This window comes from Paenarthrobacter sp. NPDC090517 (assembly GCF_044769165.1).
GTDB lineage: Bacteria > Actinomycetota > Actinomycetes > Actinomycetales > Micrococcaceae > Arthrobacter.
The window spans coordinates 397,320-413,282 of the sequence record NZ_JBIVXN010000001.1; the positions used below are offsets into that span (position 1 = coordinate 397,320).

The window sequence follows — 15,963 nt, forward strand, 5'->3', positions numbered from 1 at the left end:
CGGCGGAAGCTTTGAGGAAGCCGGGCGTGCCGCTCTTGAGGACACGATTCTTACGTGAAAGAGTCACTTCATGACTAACCCACTCCTGAGCCCCAGCCCTCTCCCCTATGGGCTCCCACCCTTCGCTGGCATCTCGGCAGAGCACTATGCGGAGGCCGTTGAGGCAGGGCTGGCATCGCACCTTCAGGAAATTTCCCGGATCGTGGCCAATCCGGAGCCAGCTACTTGGGAAAACACGGCGATGGCCATGGAGCAGTCAGGGCTTCTCCTCAACAGGGCCGCTGCGGCATTCTTCACACTCGTTTCTGCGGATGCTTCCGACGCCATCAAGGCGCTGGAGACAGAATTGTCACCCAAGTTCTCGGCGCACCAGGATGCTGTGTACATGAACCGCGCGCTCTACCAACGGTTCGCCGACATCGACACAGCCAGCCTGGATGAAGAATCGTCCCGGCTGGTGCAGGAGTACCTCAAGGAGTTCCGGCAATCCGGAATTCAACTGGATGACAGCGGGCAACAACGCTTGCGTGAAGTTAACGCCGAGCTGTCCCGATTGGGCACCGAGTTTGGCCAGCGCGTCAAGGAAGCCATGAAGACCGCCGCCCTGCTTCTTGACGACGCCGATGATCTTGCCGGTCTCCAGCCGGAAGTGGTCACCGGCGCCGCAGAAGCAGCCAAGCTTGCCGGGCAGGACGGCAAGTACTTGCTGACCTTGATCCAACCGAGCAACCAACCCGCCATGGCGTCCTTGGAGAGCCGTGCCATACGCCGTCGCCTATTCGAAGCGTCCCTGGCGCGGGGCACGGATGGCGGCGACCTGGATGTCCGCGACCTGGTGAAGGCAACGGCACGGTTGCGGGCCGAGAAAGCAACTCTCCTGGGCTTCGCCAACTTCGCTGAGTTGGTGGTGGACCAGCAAACCGCACCAGGGTTCAGCGAGGTACAGGCGATGCTGGGTCGGTTGGCACCGGCTGCTATGCGTAACGCCCATTCGGAGGCAGACGCCTTGGCCGAATACGCCGGCCACGAACTCGAGCCGTGGGATTGGGCGTACTACTCTGCCCGTGTCCGAAAGGAGAGGTTCGAGGTGGACGAACAGGCACTCCTGCCCTACTTCAGCCTTGACACCGTGCTCAACGACGGTGTCTTCCATGCGGCAACGCGGCTTTACGGGGTCACTTTCCATGAACGCGGTGATTTGGAAGGCTATCACCCCGACGTCCGGATCTGGGAGGTCCGGAATGAAGACGGCAGCGGCCTCGGCCTCTTCCTGGGCGACTACTACACGCGGGAATCAAAGCGCGGAGGTGCCTGGATGAATTCCCTCGTGGAGCAGTCCAGCCTCTTGGGAACGCGCTCCGTGGTGGTTAACAACCTCAACATCACCAAGCCAGCGCCCGGTGAGCCTACACTTTTGTCGTTGGATGAGGTCCGTACCGTTTTCCATGAATTCGGCCACGCCCTGCATGGGCTCTTTTCGGACGTCACCTATCCACGGTTCTCCGGTACGTCCGTGCCGCGCGACTTTGTGGAGTACCCGTCTCAGGTCAACGAAATGTGGATCATGTGGCCCGAGGTACTGGCCAACTACGCACGGCATTACTCCACCGGGGAGGCTCTCCCCCAGGAAACAGTGGACAAGCTCAATGAGTCGTTGTTGTGGGGAGAAGGTTTCGCAACTACCGAATACCTCGGCGCGGCACTGCTTGACCTGGCCTGGCACGTGCTGTCCGAGTCCGAAGTTCCGGACGACATTCCCGCCTTCGAGGCCAAGGCTTTGGCGGACGCGGGAATCGCGCACCCACTTATCCCGCCGCGGTACCGCACAGGCTATTTCCAGCACATCTTCGCTGGCGCGGGCTACGCGGCCGGTTACTACTCCTACATTTGGAGCGAGGTGCTGGATGCGGACACCGTGGAGTGGTTCAAAGAAAACGGCGGCCTTACCCGCTCCAACGGAGACCGGTTCAGATCCGAGCTGCTGTCGAGGGGTAACAGCCGCGATCCGCTGGACTCCTTCCGCTCATTCCGAGGCCGCGACGCCGAGCTGGCCCCCCTACTAAAGCGCCGAGGTCTCAGCTAAACACAACGACGCCGGACGCTCACCTCATAAGGCGACCGTCCGGCGTCGTTCATAACCTCAAGCACCTCAAGCTGAGGGCAGGGGCGATCCGGCAGTGTGCGTAAAAGGGGCCCCGCGCCCTGAGCAGCTACTTAGCTGCCAACGGGGCGCGGGGAATAGCACGCAGAGGATTGCCGCTGTCCGAGACTTAAGTGCGGCTTACCAGCCGCGCTCAGCCAGGCGGTGCGGCTGGGGGATGTCGTCGACGTTGATGCCCACCATGGCTTCGCCGAGGCCACGGGAGACCTTGGCGATGACATCGGGGTCGTCGTGGAACGTGGTGGCCTTGACGACGGCGGCGGCACGTTCTGCCGGGTTTCCGGACTTGAAGATCCCGGAACCAACGAACACACCGTCGGCGCCGAGCTGCATCATCATTGCAGCGTCAGCCGGGGTGGCGATGCCACCGGCGGTGAACAGGACTACGGGGAGCTTGCCGGTGGCGGCAACTTCCTTGACCAGTTCGTACGGGGCCTGCAGTTCCTTGGCCGCAACATAGAGCTCGTCCTCGGGAAGGGCTGCGAGCTTTGCGATCTCGGAACGGATCTTGCGCATGTGCCCGGTGGCGTTGGAAACATCGCCGGTTCCGGCCTCGCCCTTGGAACGGATCATCGCTGCGCCCTCGTTGATGCGGCGCAGGGCCTCACCGAGGTTGGTGGCACCACAAACGAAGGGAACGGTGAAGTTCCACTTGTCGATGTGGTTGATGTAGTCGGCCGGGGTCAGGACCTCGGACTCGTCGATGTAGTCGACACCGAGGGACTGGAGGACCTGGGCTTCGACGAAGTGGCCGATGCGGGCCTTGGCCATGACCGGGATGGACACGGCAGCGATGATCGCATCGATCATGTCGGGATCGGACATGCGGGACACGCCGCCCTGGGCGCGGATATCGGCCGGGACACGCTCGAGCGCCATGACAGCCACGGCACCGGCATCCTCGGCGATGCGGGCCTGCTCGACGTTAACGACGTCCATGATGACGCCGCCCTTGAGCATCTCCGCCATGCCCCGCTTAACACGGCTGCTGCCCGTGACGCTGTTCGCGGACGAACCGGCTTCGTTGCTTACATCTGGTGTAGACACAAAAACCCCTATGGGTAGATAAACGACCTTTTTGCCGGAGGCGCGCGCAGCCACACGACCGCAATCAGCGCACACCGGGTTTCAGGTCAAGGTGACCAAGTACTAGTAATAGTAGTCGCACCTTGCAAGGTGGCAGTACATTCATTACTGCCTTAGCGGGCAACAAAGGGGGCTGTAGTAGGGCAGGTGCACAACCGTGCACGAGCCACTTTGGTCGCTTGCCAGTTCCACTGGCATGCATTGCCTGCTGGTCTTTTACGCTGCGGTGGTTCCATCGGCTTCAGCCATGGCTTGCCGACGCACTGCGGACATTCGCTGGACGATTGTCACCAGACTGGCCAGGGCAAGCAGGATCAGGGTCCCGAACAACACAACCGGGGGGAGCCCCAATCCCGTGAGCCCTGTGATGAGCAGCACGGAAGCCAAGCGTTCTGCGCGCTCTGCGATCCCCACGCTGGCTTGGTAGCCCAAGGACTCCGCTTTGGCACGCGCATAGGAAACAACCATGCCAAGAACAAGGCAGACGACGGCGGCGGCGCCTATTGCCGGATCCTCACCTCCGGTGAAAAACCAGATGGTGATGCCGGCAAAAATCGCGCCATCGGCGAGACGGTCCAAAGTGGAGTCCAGGAAATTGCCCCAACCACCGCTCCGCCCCTGCAGCCTTGCCATGATTCCGTCTACTACATCCGAGAAAGCAAAAAAGGCGACCACGACTGAACCCCACCACAAGAAGCCCAGCGGGTAGAGGATAAGCCCCCCGAGGATGACGCCTGCGGTCCCTGCAATGGTCACGGCGTCTGGAGACACACCGATCCTGAGGAGCCAACGCGCTAGAGGAGTAAAAAGTGAAGTGAAAAAGCCGCGCGCATGCCTATTGAGCATTCGACTCCCCCGGCCAGGCTTCGGCCACAAGCTTGCGGACCTCATCAAGGGTCTGCGTAATGGCCTTTGTCTGGGCGATGATCGGGAAGAAGTTTCCATCGCCGCCCCAGCGCGGAACCACGTGCTGATGGAGGTGCGCGGCGATGCCTGCACCGCCGGTGACGCCTTGGTTCATTCCCAAATTGAAGCCGCTCGGATTCGAAACTTTCCGCAGCACCCGCATGGCAGTTTGGGTGAGATCGGCGAACTCTGCCGTCTCCTCTACTGTGATATCCGTGTAGTCGGGAACGTGCCGGTAGGGACAGATCAACAGATGGCCGGGGTTGTAGGGGAACAGATTCAGGACCACATAGCAGGTCCTTCCCCTATGGACGATGAGGGATTCCTCATCCGAGCGCGCGGGTCCTACACAGAACGGGCAGTCATCCTTGTTCTTGAATTGATCCTGCCCGCCCTTGATGTAGGCCATACGGTGCGGAGTCCACAGGCGCTGAAACGCGTCCGGTACGCCCGCCAATCCGAAGTCATCGGTTACGCTGGCGTCGCCCGGAAGGTCAGCTGCCGCGCCTGTGTTCTCCTGCACCGTCTATGTGTCCGTTCCGTCAGCTCTCGCGGTTCTTGACGGCGTCTACGATCCTGCGGACCGCCTCGGCCACGGGAACCCCGTTATCCTGGCTGCCGTCCCGGAAGCGGAACGACACCGCACCGGCTTCTGCGTCCTCACCACCGGCAATCAGGACGAACGGGATCTTGTCTTTGCTGGCCGTGCGGATTTTCTTCGGGAACCGATCCGAGGAAATATCAACCTCGGCACGGATTCCTGCAGCTTTGAGCTGGCCAACGACGTCGAACATGTAGTCGTTGAATGTTTCCGCCACAGGGATTCCCACCACCTGGACTGGAGCGAGCCAGGCGGGGAACGCCCCGGCGTAGTGCTCGGTGAGCACACCCATGAAGCGTTCCACTGAACCGAAAAGGGCGCGGTGGATCATGACTGGCCGCTGGCGTGTGCCGTCAGCCGCCTGGTACTCCAGTTCGAAACGCTCAGGCAGGTTGAAGTCCAGCTGGATGGTGGACATCTGCCAGGTCCTGCCGAGCGCGTCCTTTGCCTGGACGGAGATCTTGGGTCCGTAGAATGCTGCTCCACCCGGGTCCGGTACAAGCTCCAAGCCGGAGGCCGCAGCAACTTCGGAAAGAGTGCGGGTAGCTTCCTCCCAGGCGGCATCGTCACCAACGAACTTCTCTTCGTTCTTGGTGGAGAGCTCCAGGTAGAAGTCATCCAGGCCATAGTCCTTGAGCAGGCCCAGGACGAAGTTCAGCGTGGTGGTGAGCTCGTCCTTCATCTGCTCGCGGGTGCAATAGATGTGGGCGTCGTCCTGTGTCATGCCACGGACGCGGGTCAGACCGTGCACGACCCCGGATTTTTCATAGCGGTACACCGAGCCGAACTCGAAGAGGCGCAGCGGAAGTTCGCGGTAGGACCGGCCCCGGGAGCGGAAGATCAGGTTGTGCATGGGGCAGTTCATCGGCTTCAGGTAGTAATCCTGCGCCGGCTTCCGCACGCTGCCGTCTTCGTTGTATTCGGCGTCCACCTGCATCGCGGGGAACATGCCGTCCTTGTACCAGTCAAGGTGTCCGGAGACCTCGTAGAGGTGTCCCTTGGTGATGTGCGGGGTGTAGACGAACTCGTAACCAGCGTCCACGTGGCGCTGGCGGGAGTAATCCTCCATGGCCTTGCGGATGATGCCGCCTTTGGGGTGGAACACAGGGAGGCCTGAGCCCAGCTCATCCGGGAAGGAGAAGAGGTCAAGTTCGACGCCGAGCTTGCGGTGATCGCGGCGCTCTGCTTCAGCAATGCGTTCCTGGTAAGCCTTGAGGGCTTCCTTGGTGGGCCACGCGGTGCCGTAAATGCGCTGCAACTGCTGGTTGTTCTGGTTGCCGAGCCAGTATGCGGCTGACGAGCGGGTCAACGCGAAGGCGTTGGAGATGATTTTGGTGTTCTGCAGGTGGGGTCCACGGCAAAGATCGCACCAGATGCTCTCGCCGCTCTTTCGATCCACATTGTCGTAGATCGTGATGTCGCCGGCGCCTACCTCGACGTTGACGCCTTCCGCCGTGTCGCTTGCGTCGTTCTTCTTGCCCAGCAGCTCCAGCTTGTAGGGCTCGTTGGCCATCGCTTCGCGGGCTTCTTCTTCGGTGACCACGCGGCGAACGAATTTTTGGTTCTGGTTGATGATCTTTTGCATCATCTTTTCCAGCGTGCGGAGGTCTTCCGGGGTGAACGGCTCAGCGACGTCGAAGTCGAAATAGAAGCCGTCAGTGATGTACGGGCCGATGCCGAGCTTGGCTTCGGGGCGCAACTGCTGGACAGCCTGTGCCATGACGTGGGCTGTTGAGTGGCGGAGAACGTTGAGCCCGTCGGGGGAATCGATGGTGACGCCCTCGACGTCTGCGCCCTCGGTGAGGACCTGGTCAAGGTCCTTCAGCACACCATTGACACGGGCTACAACGACATCGCGGCGCTCGAAGAAGAGTTCCGCGCCGGTAGTCCCTTCCGTCACCTTGGTCTCTTCGCCATCGACGATGAGGGTGATCTGTTGGGCATCTGACACGGGTGTCTCCTATTCATAGTTAAGGCTTCATAGCTTGTGGCGTACGGGGACCACAGCCAGCCACCGTCAATCGTATCCGCTTCAGCGAACGCGGCCAAAGCAGCGCGCCGGGGCCGAATTGGGCTGGCGGAGGCGTGATTCTGCCGCGGGTTCAGCTTCCCAAGCCAGTGATGGCAAGGTTCCTGGAGATGCCGTGGAGCGGCCCATGGTGGGTATATCCCTCCGGCAGCCCGGTTTCGGCAGGTAGGAGTTGGGCAAATGGTAACGCTTCAGGCCGGCTGAGGTCCCAGGCTTTACTGGCGCTCAGGCTGATTCCCTTAGGACCTGTCCTTCTGGTGGTTCCACGGATCAGCAGCAGGCGGGTACCAAACAACAGAGGCCCGGATTCTTCCTGCGCTTCATGGAAGAAGACCGAATCCACACAACCGGTACCGTCGTCGATGCTGATGAAGACGACGCGCCGCCCGCCTCGCATGGGTGGTGTCTGGGTCGCAATCCGGACCCCTGCCACAAGGACTTCGGTACCGTTGCGCAAGCCCAGGAGTTTGTCGGCAGTTGTAACTCCCAGTTTGTCCAACAGGGGCCTGTGGCTATCCATCAGATGCTCGCTGACATCCACAGCCATGAGATCAAGTTCCGCCCTGACGTTGTCCACCATGGAAGGCTCGGGAAGTTCAGGAGCCAGGTTCCTCAACTCAATATCACCCAGGGCAAATGACAATTGACCATCAATGACATCCGCAGCTTTCTTTGAGGGGCTGCTTTGGAGCGCCTGCAAATGGTGAACGAGGTCGGCCCGGTTGGCTTTTCCACCGGAGTCTTTGTGCAAAGCATCGAAAGCTCCGAGTTGGGCAAGTCTTTTGATATTCGGCTTGCTCACCCTTGCCCGCGCCCGCAGGTCCGCCAGGGAATCGTAAGGTTGCCCGGCCACAATCCGCTTCAACTCTGCACCTGAAAGTCCGTAGATTCCTGTGAGGCTCAAGCGGATTCCGAGCTTGCCCTGATCGGGTCCCTGTTGGATTTTCTCCACTCTGTATTCAGCTTGGCTCCTGTTGATATCCAAAGGCAGGATGGGAATGCCGAGTCTGCGGGCTTCAGCTACCAGCAGGCGTTTGGGATACATCCCGGGATCGTGTTCCCACAGGCCTGCCAGAAAGGCCTCGGGATGATGGGCCTTGAGCCAGGCAGATTGATAAGTGGGCACCGCAAAGGCAGCACCGTGGGCCTTGCAGAAACCAAAACTGCCGAAGGCTTTCAGGGTTCCCCAGACCTTGTCCACCACTTCGGGAGAGTATTTCTTGATTGCTTCCCTGCGGAAGTACTTCTCCACCCCTGGCTCATGCACTTCGTCTCCCAAAGCTCTGCGAAACTCATCAGCCCTGTCCAAGCCGCAGTTGGTCATGACGTGGAAGGTCTTCAGGATCTGTTCATGGAACACCGTGACCCCGTGGGTTTCTTCCAAGACCGGTTTGAGGTCCTGATGGGGATAGATCTCAGGAGCAAAGCCATGCCGATGTTCCAGGAAGGGCCGCACCATGTCGGATTTCATGGGTCCAGGCCTGAAAAGTGAGATGTCGATGATGAGGTCGTTGAATTCCCGGGGCGCCATCTTTCCAATGAGCTCTCGCTGTCCCGGAGATTCAATCTGGAAGCAACCAAGTGTGTGGGTGCTGCGGATCAACTCATAGGTGGGCTCATCGTCGAAGGGCACGGCGTTGAGGTCAATCCTGCCGTCATGGGCTATGTAGTCGGGACCTTCACCCCCTGGCTCCACTGGATGCCGCCCGGCTTCAACAACTTCAGCCTTGGAAGGATGCAGCCTGATTACTTCCCGAACGGCGAAGGCCATGGCGCTTTGCATTCTCACTCCCAGAACATCCAGTTTGAGCATGCCCATGGGGTCCATGTCGTGTTTATCGAACTGGCTCATGGGCAGGCCCAAGCCGCTGGGTTGAACGGGAGTCCGGTCCAGGAGTGTTGCATCTCCCAAAATCACTCCACAGGGATGCATGGAGATATGCCGGGGCAGCCGATCCAGCCTTTCGGTGAGATCCACCAACAAATCCAACTGCTGATTCTCTTCCTTGGCACCCCGTTCCACGCGCCCGGCAAAATCGCGCAACTCGGGCTTCTCCACCAAGGCTTCACGGAATTTACGTGCAGAGAATCTCCACAGTTGCTTGGCAATCTCACCCACTTCTTCTTCAGGCATTCCCAGGGCCATACCTGCATCCCGAACGGCACCACGTGCCCTGTAGCCGTTTTGCATGCTCATCAGGGTGACGCGTTCGGCACCGAAGCGGTCAAAAATCTTTCTGTAGACGTTGTGCCTTTCAGCGCTTTCCACATCAATGTCAATGTCAGGAAGTGTTGACCTGCGGCCAGAGAGGAAGCGCTCGAAGATGAGGTCATGGCGGATAGGGTCAACCTGGCTGATATCGATCAAGTAATTGACCAGGCTTGAGGCACCCGATCCCCTCGCAGCTACCCTGACCCCCATGTCGAGGATCATCCTTGAAACTTCGGCCACCGTAAGGAAATACGAGGCAAAGCCGAGCCTGCCGATGATTCCCAGCTCGTGCTCCAACCGCGAGCGCAGATGTTCTTCTGCATCTCCATTGATGCCCGGGAACCGTCGGTTGATTCCGGCTTGGCAGCGTTGGGTGAGTTCAATCATGGGGTCAGCGTCGATGCCAATGATGGAGGCTTCGGGAACTACCGGCTTTTTCCATCCCATATCAAGTACAGGATTGATGCGGCATTTGTCTGCGAGCGCTTCTGTGTTTGCGAGGAGTTTGGTGAGGTCGGATTTCCCTTGGCCTGCTGCGCTCATGATTTCTTTGCCGAGTTGGAGCATTTGGTGCGGCGTCTTTAGCCAGCCCTGCCCTGTTGGTTGGAGCATCCCTGTTGGTTGAAGAATCCTTGTTGGTTGGGGCAGAGGTGCCGTTGAGAGTTCCGGGAGGGATTTGAGGGTTCGTGCGGAGTCGAGGACGTCTGCGGTGGCGGCGCCGTCCTGGGCGCAGTAGCGGACGGCGTTGCTGAGGATTGCGGGAATGTTGTATTCGAGTGCGAGCTTGAGCATGCGCACGGCGTGGGCTGTGCTTAGTGGTTCTCCGGGGGCGCTGAGGTGGGATACGACTTCAGCGACCATTGTGCCGGGTGGCATGGCGTCGATCCATTGTTTGAAGAGGGTTCTGGGCCTGAGGTATTTGCGGCCTCCCATGGCTTGGCCGACGTCTGAGTCGGGTCCTATCAGCACGGTCAGGACTGGTTTGAGGGTTTTGGGGTCGAGGGTCCTTGAGGCGAGTTCGCCGCGTGTGACTGCAGCGGGGACTGCTCCCCCGGCTTTCCCTGAAGTGCGCGCGTGGGCGTCGGAGATGAGGCGGCACAGTGCCCTGTACCCGGCGCCGTTGTTGTTTCCGTGGGCGAGTACGACGACGCGGCCCGCGACTTGGGTGCGTTGGTCGCCGTCGTCGTCGAATATTGCCAGGTCCACCCCAACGATGGGGTCGATGCCTGCGTCCATGCATGCTTTGAGGTGTTTTATGGTGCCGTAAAGGCCGTCCCGGTCCGTGCAGGCGAGCGCGGTGGCGCCGTCTGCTGCGGCTGTTTGGGCCAGCTCCTCCGGCCAGGAGACGCCGTAGTGTGCGCTGAAGGCTGTGGAGACGTGCAGGTGGGTGAAGCTCAACGTTCAGGCCGCTTCTTCGGGTTCCACGGCGCGTGCTGGTGCGGCGTCGTGGATGCGCAGGAGCCTCCAGCGTCCGCTTCCTACGTGCCGGACCAGGTCGAGGGTGATGGAGTGGCTGGTTTCTGCGTCAGGTGAGGTTGGCAGGAGTTGTACACGCCAGATCTCGTGGTCAACCAGGCCAGCTCCGCTTCCAAGGGGGGCGCGGCTTTCTTCAAGCCACCATTGGCGCCGTTCGTACCATCGAACAGGTTCGTTGGTGACGGTGTACTGCGTGCCTTTCCAGTGGACTTCCCGCGGTTGGCCTGCGTCAGTGCAGTTAACTCCGACGGATTCACTGAACAGTCCCATGCCTTCACCTCTTTACACCAGGAAACCTTATTCGAAAGTATGTTCGAATAAATCCAGTTTACGCCGACGCCCCGACAAAACCTACTTCGAAGTTCCAGCCCCCTCACGGTTTCCCCCTACACGTTTACCCACCTGCGTCAGCAAGGCATCGCGCCATAGTTGCGCGCCCTGGGCGAGCGCAACGGTCCCCATGGCGGAAGAGGCCAACCTGAGTAGCTGAGTGCGGAAGACCCGCCTCCTGTTGTAGGCGGCGAGCGCTTGGTCCACAGAGTGGTTGTTCAGCAGCCCGCCCAGGGTTACGGCATCGATGAGCGCTTCGCAGGCGCCACGGCCCAGGTTTGGGGTCATGGCGTGTGCTGCATCCCCTACCAGCGCAAGGTTCCCATGCGTGTAACGGCCCATGGGCGGTGTGGTCCAGATGCGTTGCGCCAGTGACGTATCAGGGTTTGCCTGCGAGAGTACGTCCCGCACTGCGGACGAGTAGTTGGCATAGCGTTGACGTGTCACTTCGAGTGCCTCCGCGACGTCTACCTTGTCCGGGCCCAACTCGGAACGGAAGGAGGCGTACCAGTTGCTTCCACCGATGGCTGGGGCCAAGCCGAAAATTTCACCGCGTCCCCAGTATTCTCCAACGTCCTGTGGGGATGGGGTTCCGGGAACTACTCCGCGGACTGCCAGGAAGGGCGTGGGTTTTGCCGCACTTCGCCTGCCCCAGGAATTCCTCCGGACAATGCTGTTGACTCCATCGGCGCCCACGGTCAACGCGGCTGCGCCTGAAAGGCTGTCCGCCCTCCCACCTACCCGGTGTACGGAGGCGGGTACCGCGGTGTCCAGCAGTCTCAGTAATTCGGGCCGGGATACTCCCAGCAGCCCTTCTCCCTCCATGGACAGTAAGGCCTCTCCCGAGGGGCGTCGAAGTGCGCCGGCTTTGATGATGGCCCCTCGACTCCGAACGGCCCCGAGTATCCCAAGCCTGGATAACGCCTGCTGGGCTTCCGGCCACATGGCCAGAGTTGTTCCGACCGCAGGAAGTTCGGTCCGCTGCTCATAAACAGTGACGTCGAACCTTCCGGGGTCGAGCATGCCAGCGAGTGCCAGCCCTGCGATTCCTCCACCAATAATGTCCACTTTTTCCATGGCCACACTGTACTACTACATTTGTAGTACAGATAGGGGTTGAAGCTAGACTTTCGCCATGCCTGACCGACGAACAGAACTTGCTGACGCAGCGCTCGCAGTCGTTGCCACCAAGGGCCTCAAGGGACTGACCCACCGGGCCGTCGACGCCCAGGCAGGTGCCGCCGTCGGAACTACCTCGAACTACTTCCGCAACCGTGCAGCACTGGTGGCGGCCGCCGTCGACCGCGTTGAAGAACGGGACCGCCTCCTGCTCCAGCAGGGTGGTATGGAAATTCCGACGTCGGTAGCCACCTTGGCCGATCAGATCGCCGGCGCGGTCATGGGGCTCGCGCATGAGAACGCGGAACTGACCCGGGCCCGTTTCGCCTTTGCCCTTGACCAGCCAGATGTCGTGGCCGCCGGGCACGAGCGGCTGGTATCGGCTTTGGCGCAACTGCTTGAAGCCATGGGCATACCCGAAGCAAGGGCCCGGGCGGAAGCTGTTTCCGATTACAGCGACGGCTTGGCCATGCACCTGCTGACCGCCCGCAAAGGCCAGGACGTAAGCAGGGCTACGGTGGCGCGGAGCGTCCGGCGGCTCCTGGAAGGATGACACCCAAGGGGTGGACGGCAGCCGGTCCACAGAGCAGGATTGTGGCATGAGCACCAATGACGCACTCCTGAAGCAGGTCAGCATCTCCGCCGAAGACGACAACCTCGTGGCACGGTTCGAAATCGATGGCAACATACCAGGCTCCGGCGCTTACGTCGTGGGCCTTGTTGCTGCCAGTGAGGACTATTCCTCACAGCGCCGGCTCGGCATCGAGTTCATGAACGGCGAGGCAATCTCGTTCTACTCCTTCAACCACTCCCTCAGTGCAGAGGAGAACTACGACATCAAGGGCGTGGAGCATTCCGGCAATGTCATCACGGGGAACTTCCCGATGTCGGCCATCCACGGCCTGAGCAAAGGCCACGTCATGACGGGCTTCAGCGAAGCCGATGGCCGGGAGTTCCAATCCGGCGTGCCGGTGAACGAAGCCCTCTGACTCCTAGAAGAGCCCTTCCACCGGTTCGATAAGTTCCGGGGAGTTGTTGCGGACGTTACCCACCGCGGCCCCCACCGGGTCCAGCGTCCAAGCTGCGGCGGCGTCGTGTGCTTTGGATCGAACCATTTCCACCAAGCCCTGGGCGTCCTTCTCCCGCGGATCCAACCACGCTTCCATCGTCTCAGTGCTCATGGGCAACGGAACCCGGTCATGGAGGGCAGTCAGTTCGTCAAATACCGAAGCGCTGCGCCGGGTTCGCGCCTCCTCCACCGTCGGGGTGTCGGCGGTCAGGATGGACATCGACAGCAACCAGCGGCCCGGATCATCAGGGGAAGCTGACTGGTCCCGCCACCACTCGTACAACCCCGCAAAAACCAGACCGTGGCCGTCCGCCGGATGCACATAATACGGTTGCTTGTTCTTGCCCTCGCCCTTCTTCCACTCGTAGTAGCCATCCGCCGGAACCGCACAACGCCTGGCTACAGCGGCTTTCTTGAAGGATGGCTTCTCCAACAAGGTTTCGCTGCGGGCGTTGATAAGCCTCGCACCGCCCTTGGGGTCCTTCGCCCATGAGGGCACCAGCCCCCACTTCGCGACGTGAAGCTGCCTCTTGACGTCGTCGTCAATCAACCTCTCCAACACAATGGGAACAGCATCCGTAGGAGCCACATTCCACGATTTCTCAAGGGCAATCTCGTTCTCAAGCTCGGCGTCAAAATCGGCAAGCAGATCCCCCACCGCACGGGCCATCACATAACGTCCACACATGGCAACAGTCTGCCCCCTCCCCGCCGAACGCACCAGCGCAGGCATGTGACGTAACCCGGCTTCGCCACCGAACGGGAATTATTCCGACGCGGGTTACCGTTGATAACAACGAACCATCCCGTGCAAACGATCAATTACTGAGGAGAGCTCTGTGGACTTCACTCCCGACTCCGGCACCATCACCATGTTCTCGACCACCTGGTGCGGCTACTGCAACCGGCTGAAGAAGCAGCTGGACGCCAAAGGCATCGGCTACACCGAGATCAACATCGAAGAAGTAGATGGCACTGCCGAACTCGTCGAGCAGCTCAACGGAGGCAACCGAACCGTCCCCACCGTGCTGTTCCCCGACGGAACCGCGGCCACCAACCCCTCAGCCTCCGAAGTCGAAAACCGCTTGGCCGCCTAAGCTGCGTCCACTCGGCTACTGCCTGGGCCCGCACGGAACAATCCACATACTGTCTGTCACCTGTGATAGACAGAATGGGAATCCGTAGCGGGCCCTGCTGCATTAGTGGGCCTGCTCTCCGAGAGCCCGAAGGGAACATCTCCATGGTCCACGCAGTCAAAGGTGTCGTCGTCCGCTCCAAAGGCGCGCCCGCAACCCTAGAAACCATCCTGGTTCCCGAGCCCGGTCCGGGGGAAGCGCTGGTGGACATCCTCACCAGCGGTGTCTGCCACACAGACCTCCACTACAAACTGGGCGGCATCAGCGACGATTTTCCGTTCCTGCTCGGCCACGAAGCCACCGGCGTCGTCAGTGCAGTAGGCCCCGACGTCACAGATGTAGCCCCCGGCGACCGCGTCGTCCTGAACTGGCGCGCAGTCTGCGGTAACTGTCGAGCTTGCAACCGAGGCCAAGCCCAGTACTGCTTCAACACCCACAACGCCACGCAAAAGATGACCCTCGAAGACGGCACGGAACTCTCACCTGCACTGGGCATCGGGGCCTTCACAGAAAAGACCCTGGTCGCCGCCGGGCAATGCACCAAGGTAGACCCCGACGCCGATGCCGCCGCTGTAGGGCTGCTCGGCTGCGGCGTCATGGCAGGCTTGGGTGCGGCGCTGAACACCGGCGGCGTCAAACGAGGCGACTCGGTGGCCGTCATTGGTTGCGGCGGCGTGGGCGTAGCAGCCATCGCCGGTGCCGCGCTCGCAGGAGCCACCACCATCATCGCCGTTGACATCGACGCAAAGAAGCTCGAACGCGCCAAGGAACTCGGTGCGACACACACCGTGGATTCATCCGCAGGCGACCCCGTCGAAGAAATCCGTGCCCTGACAGGTGGCTTCGGCGCAGACGTGGTGATTGACGCCGTCGGACGTCCCGAAACCTACAAGCAGGCGTTCTACGCCCGTGACCTCGCAGGCACCGTGGTCCTGGTTGGTGTCCCCACTCCGGAGATGACCTTGGAACTACCACTCCTGGACGTTTTTGGCCGTGGCGGATCACTCAAGTCATCCTGGTACGGAGACTGCCTGCCCTCCCGGGACTTCCCCATGCTCGTGGACCTCTACAAGCAGGGCAAACTGGACCTGGACGCGTTCGTGACCGAGCGCATCACCATCAACCAGGTCGAAGAAGCGTTCGACAAAATGCATCAAGGTGCTGTCCTGCGATCGGTGGTTGAGCTGTGAGCGCCGGCAACCTCTCAATCGATCACGTTGTTACTTCCGGGACATTCTCCCTGGACGGCGGAACCTGGGACGTTGACAACAACGTCTGGATCATCGGCGACGACTCCGAATGCATCGTCATCGACCCGGCCCACAACCCCGAAGCGATTCGTGAGGCCGTGGGCGGCCGCACCGTCAAAGCCATCTTGCTGACACACGGCCATGACGACCACATCAGTTCCGCCGGCGAATTTTGGGAGCTCGTCAAAGCTCCCATCCACCTGCACCAGGACGACTGGATGCTATGGCGGGCAGTGTTCCCCGAAATTGATCCCGACGTCGCAATCGAGGACGGAGACGAGTTCACCGTTGCCGGTGCAACACTGAAAGCGATCCACACTCCGGGACACTCGCCCGGGTCTGTCTCGTTCCACCTGCCCAGCGAAGAAACACTCTTCAGCGGAGACACACTCTTCCAAGGCGGACCCGGTGCGACCGGACGCTCCTACAGCGACTTCCCCACCATCATCGAGTCCATCCAGACCAAGCTCTTCCCCCTGCCCGAGGCAACCGTGGTCCGCACCGGACACGGCGATTCCACCACCATCGGCGCGGAGAAGCCGCACCTGGATGAATGGATCGCAAGGGGCCACTAGCTCCAGCGCGAGC

The 15,963-nt window shown here is 60.7% G+C and carries 14 protein-coding genes; 6 read left to right on the forward strand and 8 right to left on the reverse strand.

Annotated elements, in window-relative coordinates:
* Positions 1-70 precede the first annotated feature (70 nt).
* Positions 71-2,083, forward strand: coding sequence for a M3 family metallopeptidase (locus ACIQTW_RS01810; RefSeq protein WP_402933062.1), 2,013 nt, complete (start codon positions 71-73; stop codon positions 2,081-2,083).
* A 198-nt stretch (positions 2,084-2,281) separates the two neighbouring features.
* Here ACIQTW_RS01810 and pdxS read toward each other — a convergent pair whose 3' ends face one another.
* The 7 genes from pdxS to ACIQTW_RS01845 all read right to left on the reverse strand — a co-directional run bounded on the left by pdxS (position 2,282) and on the right by ACIQTW_RS01845 (position 11,884).
* Entirely contained in the window at positions 2,282-3,208 is a 927-nt protein-coding gene (gene pdxS, locus ACIQTW_RS01815; RefSeq protein ID WP_017197521.1) for a pyridoxal 5'-phosphate synthase lyase subunit PdxS, read from the reverse strand.
* Positions 3,209-3,463: 255 nt separating this feature from the next.
* Complete coding sequence (pgsA, locus tag ACIQTW_RS01820) at positions 3,464-4,093, reverse strand: phosphatidylinositol phosphate synthase (RefSeq protein WP_402933065.1); 630 nt, start codon at positions 4,091-4,093, stop codon at positions 3,464-3,466.
* Positions 4,083-4,676 (reverse strand): HIT family protein, encoded by a 594-nt coding sequence (locus ACIQTW_RS01825; protein ID WP_402933068.1) that lies wholly within the window; start codon positions 4,674-4,676, stop codon positions 4,083-4,085. The genes pgsA and ACIQTW_RS01825 overlap by 11 nt, the downstream gene beginning before the upstream one ends.
* Positions 4,677-4,695: 19 nt before the next feature.
* Positions 4,696-6,705 (reverse strand): threonine--tRNA ligase, encoded by a 2,010-nt coding sequence (gene thrS, locus ACIQTW_RS01830; protein ID WP_402933071.1) that lies wholly within the window; start codon positions 6,703-6,705, stop codon positions 4,696-4,698.
* A gap of 151 nt (positions 6,706-6,856) precedes the next feature.
* Positions 6,857-10,393 (reverse strand): DNA polymerase III subunit alpha, encoded by a 3,537-nt coding sequence (locus tag ACIQTW_RS01835; RefSeq protein WP_402933074.1) that lies wholly within the window; start codon positions 10,391-10,393, stop codon positions 6,857-6,859.
* Between the two features lie 3 nt (positions 10,394-10,396).
* Positions 10,397-10,741: a DUF6504 family protein gene (locus ACIQTW_RS01840; RefSeq protein ID WP_402933077.1), complete on the reverse strand. Its 345-nt coding sequence runs from the start codon at positions 10,739-10,741 to the stop codon at positions 10,397-10,399.
* Between the two features lie 81 nt (positions 10,742-10,822).
* Positions 10,823-11,884: an FAD-dependent monooxygenase gene (locus ACIQTW_RS01845; RefSeq protein ID WP_402933080.1), complete on the reverse strand. Its 1,062-nt coding sequence runs from the start codon at positions 11,882-11,884 to the stop codon at positions 10,823-10,825.
* A 52-nt stretch (positions 11,885-11,936) separates the two neighbouring features.
* On the opposite strand from ACIQTW_RS01845, the gene ACIQTW_RS01850 reads away from it, so the two are divergent.
* Together ACIQTW_RS01850 and ACIQTW_RS01855 are read left to right on the forward strand one after the other, a co-directional pair.
* The gene (locus ACIQTW_RS01850) at positions 11,937-12,473 is read left to right on the forward strand and encodes a TetR/AcrR family transcriptional regulator (RefSeq protein WP_402933083.1); all 537 of its coding nucleotides are present in this window, start codon (positions 11,937-11,939) and stop codon (positions 12,471-12,473) included.
* A 46-nt stretch (positions 12,474-12,519) separates the two neighbouring features.
* Positions 12,520-12,909, forward strand: a complete 390-nt coding sequence (locus tag ACIQTW_RS01855; protein WP_017197513.1) for a hypothetical protein — start codon at positions 12,520-12,522, stop codon at positions 12,907-12,909.
* Between the two features lie 3 nt (positions 12,910-12,912).
* Here the strand turns inward: ACIQTW_RS01855 and ACIQTW_RS01860 are convergent, their stop codons facing one another.
* Positions 12,913-13,659 carry an SOS response-associated peptidase gene (locus tag ACIQTW_RS01860; RefSeq protein ID WP_402936169.1) on the reverse strand — a complete coding sequence of 249 codons (747 nt, stop codon included), beginning with the start codon at positions 13,657-13,659 and terminating at the stop codon, positions 12,913-12,915.
* Positions 13,660-13,828: 169 nt separating this feature from the next.
* Here ACIQTW_RS01860 and ACIQTW_RS01865 point away from each other — a divergent pair, with 169 nt between their 5' ends.
* From ACIQTW_RS01865 to ACIQTW_RS01875, 3 genes are all read left to right on the forward strand, one after another.
* A complete protein-coding gene (locus ACIQTW_RS01865; protein ID WP_017197512.1) occupies positions 13,829-14,086 on the forward strand; it encodes a mycoredoxin in 258 nt (85 codons plus the stop codon).
* A gap of 143 nt (positions 14,087-14,229) precedes the next feature.
* Positions 14,230-15,315 (forward strand): S-(hydroxymethyl)mycothiol dehydrogenase, encoded by a 1,086-nt coding sequence (locus tag ACIQTW_RS01870; protein ID WP_309076292.1) that lies wholly within the window; start codon positions 14,230-14,232, stop codon positions 15,313-15,315.
* On the forward strand, positions 15,312-15,950 hold the full coding sequence (locus tag ACIQTW_RS01875) for an MBL fold metallo-hydrolase (RefSeq protein WP_402933087.1): 639 nt from the start codon (positions 15,312-15,314) through the stop codon (positions 15,948-15,950). The genes ACIQTW_RS01870 and ACIQTW_RS01875 overlap by 4 nt, the downstream gene beginning before the upstream one ends.
* Positions 15,951-15,963: the final 13 nt, after the last annotated feature.

Coding starts and splice junctions, on each gene's coding strand:
- ACIQTW_RS01810 (WP_402933062.1), top strand. CDS start 71: ATGACTAACCCACTCCTGAGCCCCAGCCCTCTCCCCTATGGGCTCCCA.
- pgsA (WP_402933065.1), bottom strand. CDS start 4,093: ATGCTCAATAGGCATGCGCGCGGCTTTTTCACTTCACTTTTTACTCCT.
- ACIQTW_RS01840 (WP_402933077.1), bottom strand. CDS start 10,741: ATGGGACTGTTCAGTGAATCCGTCGGAGTTAACTGCACTGACGCAGGC.
- ACIQTW_RS01850 (WP_402933083.1), top strand. CDS start 11,937: ATGCCTGACCGACGAACAGAACTTGCTGACGCAGCGCTCGCAGTCGTT.
- ACIQTW_RS01855 (WP_017197513.1), top strand. CDS start 12,520: ATGAGCACCAATGACGCACTCCTGAAGCAGGTCAGCATCTCCGCCGAA.
- ACIQTW_RS01860 (WP_402936169.1), bottom strand. CDS start 13,659: ATGGCCCGTGCGGTGGGGGATCTGCTTGCCGATTTTGACGCCGAGCTT.
- ACIQTW_RS01870 (WP_309076292.1), top strand. CDS start 14,230: ATGGTCCACGCAGTCAAAGGTGTCGTCGTCCGCTCCAAAGGCGCGCCC.